Source organism: Sediminicoccus sp. BL-A-41-H5 (genome assembly GCF_050632405.1).
Taxonomy (GTDB): domain Bacteria; phylum Pseudomonadota; class Alphaproteobacteria; order Acetobacterales; family Acetobacteraceae; genus Roseococcus.
Genome location: NZ_CP192601.1, coordinates 1,554,618 through 1,567,733 on the forward strand (window position 1 = coordinate 1,554,618; position 13,116 = coordinate 1,567,733).

The following is a 13,116-nucleotide window of genomic DNA, read 5'->3' on the forward strand; positions in this document are numbered from 1 at the left end:
GCCCGCGTCTGACCTGCGTGGCACGCACTTGACGCGCCGCGCCCATGGCAAAACCATGTGGCCAGAGGAGACACATGCCATGCCCGACACCATGATGCCCGCCGAAACACTGGACGCCGTCATCATCGGTGCCGGCTTCTCCGGCATGTACCAGCTGCATCTGCTGCGGGACAAACTAGGCCTCAACGTCCGCGTGCTGGAGATGGGCGAGGGCGTGGGGGGCACCTGGTACTGGAACCGCTACCCCGGCGCCCGCTGTGACAGCGAGAGCCATTCCTACTGCTACATGTTCTCGAAGGAACTCCAGCAGGAATGGGAATGGTCCGAGCGCTATCCGCAGCAGCCCGAGATCATCCGCTACATGAACTGGGTGGCGGACAAGCTGGACCTCAAGCGCAGCATCCGCTTCGGCACCAAGGTCACGGGCGCACGCTACGACGCCGCCGCCAATCTCTGGCGTGTGGGCACGGCGGGCGGCGAGAGCTTCACCGCGACCTACCTCATCACCGCGGTCGGCTGCCTCTCCACTGCCAATGTGCCGAAGATCCCGGGCCTCGAATCGTTCGAGGGCGACTGGTACCACACGGGCGAATGGCCGCATGAGGGCGTGGACTTCACCGGCAAGCGCGTGGGCCAGATCGGAACCGGCTCCACCGGCATCCAGGCCGTGCCGGTCATCGCCGCGCAGGCGAAGCACCTCACCGTCTTCCAGCGCACCGCCAATTACAGCGTGCCCGCCCATAACGCGCCGCTGACGCCCGAATTCCGCCAATGGGTGCGCGACAACTACGAATATCTGCGCGGGGTGATGACCAGCAACACCAACGGCCACCCCTTCACCATCGCCGAGCGTTCGGCGCTCTCGGTCAGCGAGGCCGAGCGCGAGGCGCTGTTCGAGAAGGCCTGGGAGAAGGGCGGCCTGCAGTTCCGCGCCACCTTCGGCGACATCCTGCAGAGCCTGGAAGCCAACGCGACGGCGGCGGAATTCATCAAGCGCAAGATCCGCGGCATCGTGAAGGACCCCGCGACGGCGGAGCTGCTGGCCGATATCGACCACCCCTACGCCGCCAAGCGCCCGCCGATCGACAGCCATTATTTCGAAGCCTTCAACCGCGACAATGTGACGCTGGTGGATGTCCGGAACGCCCCGATCGAGCGCATCACCTCGCGCGGCATCGTCACCGGCGGGCGCGAATACGAGGTGGACATCATCGTCTTCGCCACTGGCTTCGACGCGATGACCGGCCCGCTGCTGCGCCTCAATATCGCGGGCCGCGACGGCCTTCCCCTGCGCGAAGCCTGGGCCGCCGGCCCCCGCAGCCATCTGGGCCTGCAGGTGCCGGGCTTCCCCAACATGTTCACCATCACAGGGCCCGGCAGCCCCTCGGTGCTATGCAACATGCCGGTCGCCATCGAGCAGCACGCCGAATGGATCGCCGATTGCATCGCGCATCTGCGCGCGCACGGTATCGCGCGGATGGAAGCGAGCGAGACGGCGGCCGATGCCTGGGTGGCGGAAGTGAACCGCGCCGCCGATGCCACGCTGCTACCCCAGGCCTCCAGCTCCTGGTATCTGGGCGCCAATGTGCCGGGCAAGCCGCGCGTCTTCATGCCGTATGCGGGTGGGATGGCGCATTACGCGAAGATCTGCGCCGAGGTCGCGGCCCGCGGCTATGAGGGCTTCACGCTGACAGCGTGAGGCGGATGGGCTAAGGGGGGCGGCATGGATCTCGAAGCCCTCCGCCCCCATGCCCATCGCGTCCTGACCGACGCCGCCATCCCCGAGCTGCCAAACCATTACCGCGGCAAGGTGCGCGAGAATTACGACCTGCCCGATGGCAGCCGCATCCTGATCTCGACCGACCGGCTGAGCGCCTTCGACCGCATCCTCTGCGCCATCCCCTTCAAGGGCCAGGTGCTGACGCAGACCGCGCGCTTCTGGTTCGAAGAGACGGCGGATATCTGCCCGAACCACGTCATCGCCTATCCCGACCCAAACGTGGTCATCGGCAAGCGGCTGGACATCCTGCCCGTCGAGATCGTGGTGCGCGATTACCTGGCCGGCACCACCGGCACCTCCATCCTGACGCTCTACAAGGCCGGCCAGCGCCGCATGTATGGCGTGACTCTGCCCGACGGCATGCGCGACAACCAGCGCCTCCCGGCCCCCATCATCACACCCACCAGCAAGGAATTCGACGGCGGACACGACGCGCCGCTGACGCCGGCCGAGATCCTGGAGCGCAAGCTGCTCACGCCCGCGCAGTGGGAGCAGCTCTCCGCCTATGCGCTGGCCCTCTTTGCCCGCGGCCAGAAGATGGCGGCCGAGCGCGGCCTGATCCTGGCCGACACCAAGTACGAATTCGGCACCGACGCCGAGGGCCGCATCATCCTGGCCGATGAGGTCCATACGCCGGACAGCAGCCGCTACTGGCGCGCGGCCAGCTTCCAGGCGCGCTTCGAGGCGGGCGAGAAGCCCGAAAGCTTCGACAAGGATTTCGTCCGCAGCTGGGTCGCCGCCCGCTGCGATCCCTACAAGGACGAGATCCCGGAAATCCCCGAGGATCTCATTCTCGGCACGGCGGCCGTCTATATCGAGGCTTATGAGACCATCACCGGCCAACGCTTCGCCCTGCCCGCGGGCGAGGGCAGCGTGCTCGACCGTGTGCGCGCGAACCTGAAGCCCTACTTCATCCGCTGAACGACCCGTCGATCCAGGCCGCGACGGCACAGAGCGCTGCGTCGCGGTCCGGAAGGCCCATCAGCTGCACGCCCACTGGCATGCCATCCACGACCAGGATGGGCAGGCTGAGCGAGGGCCCGCCCACCATGGACCAGGGCGAGAGGAAGCTGCGGCTCCCCGTCTTCATATGCGCCCCCGCCTGATCGCCTGCCGCGCCATCCTGCGGCGCGGGGCCCGACGACGAGAGCGTGATGAAGCCATCCACCCCCTGCCCGATGGCGGCGATGGCCGAGCGGATCGCATCGCGCTCGGCGAGTGCACGGCGGTAATCAGCAGGCGTCATCGTGAGGCCATGCGCGATGCGCGCGCGCACCGCTTCGCCCAGCGCGGCCTCGCCATGCGCCGCCGTCCAGGCGGCATAGGGCCAGCGCGCCTCATACATGATGATGTCGTTGGAGATGCGGTCCGCCGCCAGCAGCAGGCGTTCCAACTCGGCCATTGTGCCGTCATTGCCGGCCTCGACGAGGTCGACGCCGTGTTGCTCCATCCCCGCCAGCGCGCGTGAGAAAGCCTCTCGCGTCGCATCGTCCAGTTCCGCCCAGCCCTGCGTGCGCAGCCAGGCGAGGCGCCGTGGCCGAAGCGCCCGTGGTGGCTCCGGCGTGCCCGTGAGGCCCGGGTGTCCGCCATGCCCACCCGCCCGCGCCGAGATCTCCCAGGCGGTGCGCCAGGCATCGGCCAGCGAAGCGGCCATCGGCCCGACATGGTCCTGGCTCGGCGCGATGGCATGCATTCCCGCCACGTTCAGCGCGCCCCAGCTCGGCTTGAAGCCGTAGATCCCGTTGAACGACGAAGGCCGAATCAGCGAGCCGCCGGTCTGGTTGCCGATGGCCACCGGCACCATCCCGGCCCCCACCGAGGCGCCACTCCCACTGGAGGAAGCGCCGGCCGTGCGCGTCGCATCGAAGGGGTTCCGCGTCGGCGGCGCGCGGCCGATCGTCAGCTCCGGCACCTGAGTCTTGCCCAGGATCACCGCGCCCGCCGCACGCAGCGCCATCACGCAGGCGGCATCCAGCCCGTCCACATGGCCACGGAAAACCGCGCTGTTCATCTCGCCCGGCATGCCCCGCACGGCCAGCGTATCCTTGATGGCGACAGGGCAGCCATCCAGCGCCGAGAGCGGCCGCCTTGCGCGATACCTCTCGCTCGCGGCATCCGCCGCCCGGCGCGCTCCTTCGATGTCGAGATGCGCGAAGGCCCGAACCTGCGGCTCGCGCGCGGCGATCACCTCGAGGCCGCGTTCCAGCAGAGCCCGCGGCGTGTCCCTGTCCGCGACGAAGCCGGCGCGCGCCTGCTCAAAGTCCGGCAGGCGCAGCGCGGCATCATAGCCGCCCTGCGGCGCATCGGCGTTGCGGGTCACAATCCTCGGCATTCGCGGCACCTCCAGCCCGGGCATCCTTTCGCCGGACGCGCCGCGACACAAGCGCGCCGCGCGATTTCAGTTGGCCGCGCGCGGCGCACACCCCATCATGCACGGCACGAAACCGAGGACGTCCCATGCCGCTTGCCCGCCGCACGCTCCTGGCCGCCGCCGCCTTGCCGCTGCCCGCTCTGGCGCAACCGGCCTGGCCCAACCGGCCGATCCGGGCCATCGTCTCCTTCCCGCCGGGCGGCGCGATCGACACCACGACGCGGCTGCTGGCCCCCTTCCTCTCCGAGAGCCTGGGCCAGCCCATCGTCATTGAGAACCGCACCGGCGCCACCGGCACCATCGCGGGCGCCGCCGTGGCGAGTGCGGCGCCCGATGGCTACACCCTGCTGTTTGACGCCTCGACGCATGCTTCCGCACCGCATCTCGTGCGCAACCTGAACTTCTCCTATGCCACGGGCTTCGCGCCGGTGACGCAGCTCACCTCCGTGCCGCTCATCCTGGTGGCGCATCCCTCCGTGCCCGCCAACAGCATCGCGGAGTTCATGGCGCTCGGCCGCGCGCGCGCCGCGGCGGGGCAGCCGCTGACCTACGCCTCATCCGGCAATGGCTCGGCCGCGCATTACGCCGCCGTGCTCTTCCTGCAGCGCGCGGGATGGGAAGCGACGCATGTGCCCTTCCGGGGCGGCGGCCCGGCCGTACAGGCGCTGCTCTCGGGCACCGTGCAGTTCCACATGGGCACAGCGGCCTCCTCCACGGCATTGGTGCAGAGCGGGCAGCTCAAGGGCTATGCGGTGACGATGCGCGAGCGAATCCCGCAATTGCCCGATACGCCGACGCTGAACGAGAGCGGCATGCCCGGCTATGAATGGACCGAATGGGGCGGCGTCTTCGCCCCCGCCGGCACGCCGGACCCCATCCTCGATCGTCTCAATACCGTGATCCGCGAGGCGCTGGCCCAGCCCGCGGTGCGCGAGCGACTGGGCGCCATCGGCATGCTCCCCGTCGCCTCGCCCCGCGCCGCCTTCGCAGCTTACGTGCGCGAGCAGCAGGAGCTGGTGGGCCGGCTGACGCGCGAGGCCAACGTCACGCTGGATTAGGCGGGCGGCGGCACCAGCCCGGCATACCAGTCGCCGATCTCGCTGGAGGTCGCGAAGGCGACCTCCGGATGCGCGGCCAATTCCTGCATCGCGGCGGTGAAGCTCTCCATCCGGTGCGGCACGCCGATGACATGCGGGTGCAGCGCCACCGTCATCACCCGCGTCCGCGCGAAGCCATCGCGCGCGAAATAGGCCAGGCTGTCACGGATGCGGTCGGCCAGCGCGGCCGAGGCATGCTGCCCCACCACATAGATCGGCACGTCGTTCAGCTCGACCGTGTAGGGCAGCGACAGCATGGGCCCCGCCTCGGTCGTCATCCAGACCGGCACATCATCCACCAGCCAGTCATGCAGGAATTCGATGCCGTTCCGCCGCAGCACCTCGGGCGTATCGGCCTTCTCGCTCAGGCCGGCACCCAGCCAGGCGCGCACCTTCTGGCCCGAGAATCCGCGCATGATGGCAAGCGATTCCGCCACGACCTCCGCGTCGTTCTCGATGGTGGCGAGCGCCTTCTGGTAGAGGCCGTGCCCCACGAATTCCCAATCCGCCTTCAGCATCGCCTCCGCGAGGCGCGGGTAATGCGTGCAGATCTGCGCGTTGGACAGGTTGGAGGCGCGGATGCCGAGCGCCGCGCACAGCTGCAACAGCCGCGGCATGCCCACGCGCAGCCCGTATTCCACCCAGGTGAAGTTGGGCACATCCGGCACGGCGCGGATGCCGTGCGGCGGCGGCAGGATGGCGCGCGGCATGGGCTGGTCGAAGGGCCAGTGCTCCACATTGCACGCGACATTCACGATGATGCGGCGGCCCTTGTAGGCGGGCAGCGCGGGTGCATCGCCCTCCATCTGGAAGGGAATGCGCGGATTGGCGTCAGGCATGGCGGGCTCCCGGATTCGTCGGCGCCACTTTGACGTGGCGGCGGGGCGGGTCAATCGGCGCGGAGACTGGCGCGGCGGATCGCCTCTCGCCCCCCCGCCGTCGCGCTTGCCGGCGCGCGCATGAGGGATGCGCCACCCTGTCCGTCACGCCGCCCCCTTCCGGCGCGGGCGCGCCCGGCCCATGCTGACCACCGCATGGGGATCACGCGGCCCCCGATGACAGGACGAGGCGGATGCGCTGGGGGCGCGAGACCAATCTTCTGCTGCTGGCATTGGGCGCCATGTTCGTGCAGCAGAGCTTCGCCTCGCTTGGCCGCAGCCTGCCCAGCGTCATCGCGCCCGCCATCATCACCGATCTCGGCCTCGATCCCGCCTGGGTCGGTGTCTATGTCAGCCTGATCGCCGTCTCGGCGCTGGCCTTCCAGCTCGGCTGCGGCAGCTTCATCATCAAGCATGGCGCGCTGCGCATGAGCCAGGTGGCGCTGGTGCTGCTGGCGCTGGGCCTGTTCGCCGCCTCCTCCGGCTGGATCGTGCTGCTGGCGCTCTCGGCCATCATCGGTGGCGGCGGCTCGGCCATTTCCACGCCGGCCAGTTCGCATCTGCTCGGCCGCTACTCGCCGCCCAAATACGCGCCGCTGGTCTTCTCGGTGAAGCAGACGGCGGTGCCGGCCGGCCTGCTCCTCGCCGGGATCGCGGGGCCCGCCATCACGCATTGGGGCGGCTGGCAACTGGCGCTCGATGTCGCCGCCTTCACCTGCCTGCTCTTCGCGCTTCTGCTGCAACCGACGCGACGCGAATTCGACGCCGACCGCGTGCCCAGCCGGCAATTCCACCTCTCCGACTTCAAGACGACCATCACTTCGGTCCTCGCCACCGCCGAACTGCGCAACCTCTCCTTTGCCTGCTTCGCCTTCAACGGGCTGCAGACCGTCTTCACCTCCTACTTCATCATCTATCTCGTGGATCTTGGCCTCACCCTGAGCGGGGCCGGCTTCATCTTCGCGGTGGCGATGTTCGTGGCCGTACCCTGCCGCATCGTGTGGGGGTGGCTCGGCAGCACGGCGGTCACCCCGCGCGCGATGATGGGCGGCCTCGCGCTCGGCATGGCGGCGAGCACGCTGGTGATGGGCTTCTACGGCCCCGCCTGGCCCGTCTTCCTGATCGGCCTCACCGCCTGCGTGCTCAGCGCCACCGCCATGTCCTGGCACGGCGTGCTGCTGGCCGAGGCGGCGCGGCTCGCCCCCCCCGGCATGCGCGGGGGTGCGACGGGCGGCGTGCTCTCCTTCGGGCAGATGGGCGGGCTGCTGCTGCCGCTGATCTATGCCGCCCTGCTCTGGCTCACCGGGAGCCATGGCCTCGGCTTCGCCGTCTGCGGCCTGCCCGCGCTGGTGGTCGGCATCGTGCTGATGCGCAAGCCCGCACCCGACGACGCCGCGCTGCGTTGAGGCCGCGAGACAAGACCGCCCTTCCATGCGCATATGGACGCCGGATCGGCCATGGAAGAGGCGTGTGCGCGGGCGAACCACTCAGCAGCTTGGAGGCGTCCTGGCCCTCGCCCTCGTGCTTGCCCCGCCTTCGATGCCCCAGCCGCTCCCGGTTCCGGCGCCCACCGCGGCGCCCGAGGAACCAAGCGTGACGCCCTACCGCGCCCGCATCGTCCCCACGGGCGATGACACGCTGGACGGCCAGCTGCGCGCCGTCTCCAACCTGATCGCCCTGCAGGAGGTGGCCCCCACCGATGCCGAGGGCCTGGCGGCGCGCATCGCGGCCGAGCCCGAACGCCTGCGCCCGGTGACCGATTCCGAGGGCTATTGGGCCGCCCGCTTCGCCATCACCCAGGAGGGCGAGGAGGTGGCGATCCGCGTCACGCCCGGCCCCCTCTACACGCTGCGCCGGATCACCGTGGAGGGTGAACCCGCGCCCGACCTCGCCGCCGGCCAGCCCGCCCGCGCCGAGGATGTGCTCGCGGCCGAGGCGGCGCTGCTGGCGCGCCTGCGCCGCGACGGCCACCCGCTCGCCCGGATCGAACGGCAGGCCACGGTGGACCACCCGGCCCAGGCCATGGACCTCGCCTTCCAGGTCCAGCCCGGGCCCCGCGCCGATTTCGCCGACCCGGTGGTGACCGGCACCGAGCGCGTGAACCCCGAGGTGGTGCGCCGCGTGGCGGCCCTCCGCCTCGCCGAGCGCAGCTACAGCCCCGAGCGCATCGCCCGCGCGCGGGCCGATGTCGCCGCCCTCGGCCCCTTCGCCTCGGTGCGGATCGACACGGGGACCGCGCTCGATGCGAATGGCCGCCTGCCGGTGACGGTGACGGTGCGCGAGCGGCCCTTCCGCGTGATCAGCGCCAATGCCGCCTATGAAACCAATTACGGCGCCTCGGTCCGTTTCTCCTGGCAGCATCGCAACCTGCTCGGCAATGCCGAGAATCTGCGCCTGGACCTCGAGGCGAGCCGCATCGGCACCGATCCGAACCTTCTGAACGCCCGCGCGGCCCTCACCTGGCGCCAGCCCCTGCCCTTCGGCTGGGACGGCATGCTGGTGGGCGGCCCCGCCCTCGTACGGGACCGGCTGGAGAGCTACGACCGCAACGCCTTCGTCTTCAACCTTGGCTATGAACGCCGCCTGGGCGACCGCTGGACGCTGACCACCGGGCCCATCGCCGAAATCGGCGAGAGCGCCGCGCCGGGAGACCCCCTCAAGCCGTACCAGCTCGCCGGCTGGGCCTTCCAGGCGCGGTTCGACAATGCGGACAGCCTGCTGGACCCGCGCTCAGGCCTGCGCGCCCAGGCGAACCTCACCCCGTCCTACGCCTTCCAGGCCAGCACCGCCTACCTGCCGCTGCGCGTGCAGGGCTCCACCTATTTCGACATCACGGGCGATGGCCGCAGCATCCTCGCGCTGCGGGGCGTGGTCGGCAGCCTGGTGAACACCACCGCGCCCAACGTGCCGCCCAGCCAGCGCTTCTATTCGGGCGGCGGCGGCTCGGTGCGCGGCTATGACTACCAGTCCATCGGGCCGCGCACGGCGCAGGGCCAGCCCGCGGGTGGATCGAGCCTGGTCGAGGGCTCGATCGAATGGCGGCAGCGCTTTGGCGAGAGCTATGGCGCCGTCGCCTTCGTGGATGTGGGTTCGGTCGGCACGCAATCCTTCGCGCCGATGGACGACATCCGCGTCGGCGTGGGCCTGGGCTTCCGCTACTACACCGGCATCGGGCCGATCCGCGCCGACCTCGCCATCCCGCTCATCCAGCAGCAGGGCAGCGGCTCCTTCGGCTTCTATGTCGGCATCGGGCAGGCCTTCTGATGCGCTGGGTGCTGCGCCTTGTCCTGACCCTCGTCCTGCTGCCGGTGCTGGCGCTGGGCGCGCTGCTGACCCCCTGGGGGCTTTCAGCCGTGGCCGGCTTCGTGCCCGGCCTCCGCACCGAGGGGATCAGCGGCCCATTGCCCGCGCGCCTCGCCGTCGAGCGCCTGAGCATGTCCGACGCGGACGGCACCTGGCTGGAGGTGGAGGGCGCCGAGCTGCGCCTCGCCTGGCGTGACCTTCTCTCCTGGCGCCTCCGGCTGGAGGCGGTGGCGGCCCGGCGCATCGCGCTGCATCGCCTGCCGCCCTCCGAATCCGCGGAACCGGCGCCGCTGGCCGTCCCCCGGATGCCGCATCTGCCGCTGCCCATCCGCATCGAGCGGCTGGATCTGGCGCGTCTCGAACTGGGCGCGCCCGTGCTGGGCCAGGCCGCCGCCCTCTCGCTGCGCGGCGATCTGGCGCTGGAGGCGGCCCGTCTCTCCGCCGATCTCTCGCTGGAGCGGCTGGATGCGCCCGGCCGGGTGACGCTGGACCTGGGGCTGGATGGCGAGCGCCTCAGCGCCCGGATCGCGGCCAGCGAGCCGCCGGGCGGGCTGGTGCCAAGCCTCGCCGGCCTGCCCGCCGCGCCCTTCCGGCTCGACCTGACGCTGGATGGCCCGGCCAGCGGAGCCGCCTGGAGCCTCGATGCCACGCTGGGAGAGGCGGAGGCGCGCTTCACCGGCCAGGCCAGCCTCTCGCCCGCGGGCGAGATCGCGCTGAGCCTCGCCGGCACCGCGACGCCGGCCGGCCTGCTGCCCACCGAATTCGCGCCGCTCGCCGCCACGCTGCGGCTCGACGCCGCCCTCACCCGCGCGCCCGATGGGGCGCTGGCCCTGCCGCGCCTGAGTGTGACCGCGCCCGCCGGCGAGGTCAGCGCCGAAGCCGGGCTCGGCGCGGATGAGCGCCTCGCGGCCAGCTTCCGGCTGACGGCCGCGCCCCCCGCCGCCTTCGCCGCCTGGCTGCCGGAGGGCCTGGGCTGGCGGGCGCTCACCGCCGAGGGCCGCGTCACCGGCAGCCTCGCCGCGCCCGCGCTCGATGTGACGCTGCACGCCGAGGGCCCGCAGGGGCTGGGCCGGGCCGAGGCCTGGCTGGGCGACGCCCTCCGCCTCCAGGCCGCCATCACCCCGGCGCGGGTGGACGCCCACCTCACCGGCGAAAGGCTGGAGGCGCGGGTGGCGGGCCCGATCCGGGCGCCGCTCGACGTCACCTTCGCCCTCACCGCCCGGGACCCGCCGGGCCTGGGCGGCGCCATCCAGGCCGAGGGGCGCGTGACCGGCACGTCCGAGGCGCCGCACATCCAGGCGCGACTCAACGCCGACCGGCTGGAGGCCGAGGGCCGGGCGCTGGAGGCGGTCCGCCTCGCCGTCGAAGCCTCCCTCACCGCGGCGCGCGTGACCGCGGAGGCCCGCTTCCAGGACCGCCCGCTCAGCCTGGAGCTCGAAGCCCGGCGCGCGGGCGAGGCGCTGCGCCTGGAGCGGCTGGAGGCGCGCTTCGCCGAAGCCAGGCTGACGGGCCGCGCCGAGGGCAACCTCCCGGCAGGCCCCTTCACCGGCGAGATCCGGCTGGACGCGCCCGACCTCGCGGCGCTGGAGCTGGGCGTGACGGGCCGCCTCGCCGCCGAGCTCAGCGCCACCGCGGAGCCCGGCGCGGATGGCTGGGCCGCGCAGGGCATCCGCTTCCGGCTGGAGGGCGCGGGCCTCGGCACCCACGCCTTCCGCGCGAACATCCAGGCCGAGGCCGAGGGTAGCCTCGACGCGCTGGGCTTCCGCCTCGGCGTCACCGCGCCGCAGGGTGGGCTGAATCTCGCGGGGGAGCTGGCGCTCGCGGGCGAGACGGCGCGGATCGCGCTGAACCGGCTGGAGGCGCGGACGGGCCAGGATGCGCTGACGCTGGCCGCCCCCACGCGCCTCACCGTGACCCAGGCGGGCGATGTGACCCTCGAAGCGGCCCGCCTGGCCAGCCGGCGCGGCGGCGCGCTCAGCCTGCAAGGCCGGCTCGAGGGCGGGCAGATCCAGGGCCGGGCGGAGCTGTCGGCGCTGCCGCTCGCCCCCTACAGCAACGGCCTCGTCACCGGCACGGCCAGTGCCCAGGCAAGCGCCTCCGGCAGTCTGGCCGCGCCGCAGGTGGAAGCCACGCTGCGCGCCGAGGCCTTGCGCTCGCCGCAGGCGCCACAGCTTCCGCCCGGACAGCTCACCGCCACCGCACGCCTCCAGGGCGAGGCGCTCAGGGCCGAGGCGCGGGTGACCGCCGGCCCGGCCGTCCAGCTCGACCTCACGGCGCAGCAGCCGCGCGGGATCGGCCCCGCCCAGCCCTTCGAGGCCGCGCTGCGCGGCCGGCTCGACCTCGGCGCCCTCGCGCGGCCTTTCCTGGCCGGCGGGCCGGATCGCGTGGCGGGCCGCCTCGCGCTCGACCTGCGCGCCAGCGGCACGCCCGAAGCGCCGGTGCTGGCCGGCGGCGCCACGCTGAGCGAGGGCAGCTACGCCAACCCCCTTTACGGCACCCGCGTGGAGACCATCGCGGCGCGCCTGACCGCCCAGGGCCAGCGCATCCAGGTGGAAAGCCTGAGCGGCCGCACCGGCGGCGGCGGCACCCTCTCGGCCCAGGGCTGGATCGAGCCGCTGGGCGAGGGCCTGCCCGCCGAATTCCGCCTCCGTGCCGAGGCCGCACGGCCCATCGGCGGATCGCTCGGCGATGCGGTGGTGGATGCCGACCTGCAACTGAACGGCCCGCTGCTCTCGGGCGGCAGCCTCGCCGGGCGGGTCACGCTGCGCCGGGCCGAGCTCCGCATCCCCGAAAGCCTTCCCGCCAGCGTGCCCAGCCTGGCCCCCGTCCGGCAGATCGGCCCCATGCCGCCGGGCCGCCCGGCCCCGGCACCGCCCCCGCCGCCGGTGACCAAGCCCAACCTGCCCATGGCGCTGGACGTCACCATCGCCGCCCCGCGCGCCCTCTTCATCCGCGGGCGGGGGCTGGACGCGGAGCTGGGCGGCGAGCTCACGCTGCACGGCACGGTGGCCGCCCCCATCCCCTCCGGTGGCTTCCGCCTGCGACGCGGCAGCTTTGATCTCGCGGGGCGGCGGCTCGACTTCACCCGCGGCGTGATCGGCTTCGATTCCGCGAGTTTTTCGCCGAGCCTGGATTTCCTGGCCACCGCGCGCAGCCGCACCCACACCATCAACCTCACCATCACCGGCAGCCCGGCGACGCCGCAGATCCAGGTGACGGCCGAGCCCGAACTCCCGCAGGACGAAGCGTTGGCCCGCCTGCTCTTCGACCGCGAGACGGGGCGCCTCTCGCCCTTCGAGATCGTCACCATCACCCAGGCCGCGGCCCAGCTCGCCGGCCTGCCCACACCGGGGCTGAACGCGGTGGACCGGCTGCGGCGCGGCCTGGGGCTGGATCGGCTCGGCGTCGGTTCCGACAGCGCCGGGCGGGCGGCGCTGGAGGCGGGCGGCTATGTGGCGCCCGGCGTCTATCTCGGCATCCGCCAGGGCACGGCGGGCGGCACGCCGGGGGTCGGCGTGCAGGTGGAACTGACGCCGCGCCTGCGCCTCGAGGGTGAGACGAGCACCGGCCCGGCTGGCGACCGCCTCGGCCTCACCTGGGAGCGGGAATACTGAGGCTGATGGACCCGGCGCATCCGCTGGGTCATGCTGCCCCCGTCACAGAAGCGCGCCACACAGAAGGACGCGC

At 72.1% G+C, this 13,116-nt stretch carries 8 protein-coding genes; 6 read left to right on the plus strand and 2 right to left on the minus strand.

Annotated elements, in window-relative coordinates:
- The first annotated feature begins 79 nt into the window (after window positions 1–79).
- The gene (locus tag ACQ860_RS07820; RefSeq protein ID WP_431302826.1) at window positions 80–1,699 is read left to right on the plus strand and encodes a flavin-containing monooxygenase; all 1,620 of its coding nucleotides are present in this window, start codon (window positions 80–82) and stop codon (window positions 1,697–1,699) included.
- A gap of 24 nt (window positions 1,700–1,723) precedes the next feature.
- On the plus strand, window positions 1,724–2,701 hold the full coding sequence (locus ACQ860_RS07825; RefSeq protein WP_431302827.1) for a phosphoribosylaminoimidazolesuccinocarboxamide synthase: 978 nt from the start codon (window positions 1,724–1,726) through the stop codon (window positions 2,699–2,701).
- On the opposite strand, the gene ACQ860_RS07830 is transcribed toward ACQ860_RS07825, so the two are convergent.
- Complete coding sequence (locus ACQ860_RS07830) at window positions 2,691–4,112, minus strand: amidase (protein WP_431302828.1); 1,422 nt, start codon at window positions 4,110–4,112, stop codon at window positions 2,691–2,693. The genes ACQ860_RS07825 and ACQ860_RS07830 overlap by 11 nt on opposite strands.
- A 125-nt stretch (window positions 4,113–4,237) precedes the next feature.
- Between ACQ860_RS07830 and ACQ860_RS07835 the strand changes: the two genes are divergently transcribed.
- Complete coding sequence (locus ACQ860_RS07835) at window positions 4,238–5,209, plus strand: Bug family tripartite tricarboxylate transporter substrate binding protein (protein ID WP_431302829.1); 972 nt, start codon at window positions 4,238–4,240, stop codon at window positions 5,207–5,209.
- Here ACQ860_RS07835 and ACQ860_RS07840 read toward each other — a convergent pair.
- Window positions 5,206–6,087: a hypothetical protein gene (locus tag ACQ860_RS07840; RefSeq protein WP_431302830.1), complete on the minus strand. Its 882-nt coding sequence runs from the start codon at window positions 6,085–6,087 to the stop codon at window positions 5,206–5,208. The two genes, ACQ860_RS07835 and ACQ860_RS07840, sit on opposite strands and share 4 nt — an antisense overlap.
- Window positions 6,088–6,320: 233 nt before the next feature.
- On the opposite strand from ACQ860_RS07840, the gene ACQ860_RS07845 reads away from it, so the two are divergent.
- The 3 genes from ACQ860_RS07845 to ACQ860_RS07855 all read left to right on the plus strand — a co-directional run bounded on the left by ACQ860_RS07845 (window position 6,321) and on the right by ACQ860_RS07855 (window position 13,043).
- On the plus strand, window positions 6,321–7,532 hold the full coding sequence (locus ACQ860_RS07845) for an MFS transporter (RefSeq protein ID WP_431302831.1): 1,212 nt from the start codon (window positions 6,321–6,323) through the stop codon (window positions 7,530–7,532).
- Window positions 7,533–7,719: 187 nt separating this feature from the next.
- Window positions 7,720–9,390, plus strand: coding sequence for an autotransporter assembly complex protein TamA (locus ACQ860_RS07850; protein WP_431302832.1), 1,671 nt, complete (start codon window positions 7,720–7,722; stop codon window positions 9,388–9,390).
- A gap of 8 nt (window positions 9,391–9,398) precedes the next feature.
- Window positions 9,399–13,043, plus strand: coding sequence for a translocation/assembly module TamB domain-containing protein (locus ACQ860_RS07855; protein ID WP_431302833.1), 3,645 nt, complete (start codon window positions 9,399–9,401; stop codon window positions 13,041–13,043).
- Window positions 13,044–13,116 lie beyond the last annotated feature (73 nt).

Coding starts and splice junctions, on each gene's coding strand:
- ACQ860_RS07830 (WP_431302828.1), bottom strand. CDS start 4,112: ATGCCGAGGATTGTGACCCGCAACGCCGATGCGCCGCAGGGCGGCTAT.
- ACQ860_RS07840 (WP_431302830.1), bottom strand. CDS start 6,087: ATGCCTGACGCCAATCCGCGCATTCCCTTCCAGATGGAGGGCGATGCA.
- ACQ860_RS07845 (WP_431302831.1), top strand. CDS start 6,321: ATGCGCTGGGGGCGCGAGACCAATCTTCTGCTGCTGGCATTGGGCGCC.
- ACQ860_RS07820 (WP_431302826.1), top strand. CDS start 80: ATGCCCGACACCATGATGCCCGCCGAAACACTGGACGCCGTCATCATC.
- ACQ860_RS07835 (WP_431302829.1), top strand. CDS start 4,238: ATGCCGCTTGCCCGCCGCACGCTCCTGGCCGCCGCCGCCTTGCCGCTG.
- ACQ860_RS07825 (WP_431302827.1), top strand. CDS start 1,724: ATGGATCTCGAAGCCCTCCGCCCCCATGCCCATCGCGTCCTGACCGAC.